Genomic DNA, 762 nt, shown 5'->3' on the forward strand with positions numbered 1-762 from the left:
CCCTTTTAAATTCAAAGAAGGGAGACCGTTACCCTGCAAAGGACTCTGTTTATCGTTTCATGAATCATTCCAAGTTTGCATGGCGTCGCTTTTTAACGTATTTAAGTGTGCATGCCATTCAAAAGGTCGATCAACTGACGGATGTAACGCGTCCAAAAGTGTTGATCATTGACGATTCTATGTTTGATCGGAATCGGAGTAAAAAGGTAGAACTTCTTGCGCGTTGTATGGATCATTCATCTTTAACGAAACGCTTCTATAAAGGGTTTCGTATGCTTACTTTGGGTTGGTCGGATGGCTTTACATTTATGCCACTTGACTTCACGTTACTGAGTTCAAAAAATGCACAAATTAATGGGATTTCCGAGAATATTGACAAGCGTTCTTCCGGCTATAAACGACGTGTAGAAGCGTTGGAATCTGCTCCTACCGTTATTCCCAGTATGCTTGAAAGAGCATTACAAGCAGGTGTTTCCGCTGATTATGTGTTAATGGATACATGGTTTACGCAACAACCTCTTATTCAATCCATCGTTGAACTCGGTCTTGACGTCATTGGCATGGTGAAGGCAACGAATCAACGCTATTTGGTGAACGATCAAAGGCTATCTCTGAAAGAACTATACAAAGTTGCCACACCTGTTTCTGGCAAGAAAGGCATCATGCGATCGATTCAAACTACTATGGCAAATGGCATTCAAGTAAAGGTCGTGTTTATTCAAAACCGCAATAAAAAGAGCGAATGGCTTGCGATTCTCAGCA

The 762-nt window shown here is 41.3% G+C and carries 1 protein-coding gene; it reads left to right on the plus strand.

Annotated features, from left to right (window positions below; all coding sequences use genetic code 11):
- The coding region (locus CD30_RS19220) for an IS4 family transposase (protein ID WP_036180865.1) at window positions 1–762 on the plus strand (762 nt) is incomplete at both ends.

It is taken from the genome of Ureibacillus massiliensis 4400831 = CIP 108448 = CCUG 49529, assembly GCF_000772965.1.
Classification (GTDB): Bacteria; Bacillota; Bacilli; order Bacillales_A; family Planococcaceae; genus Ureibacillus; species Ureibacillus massiliensis.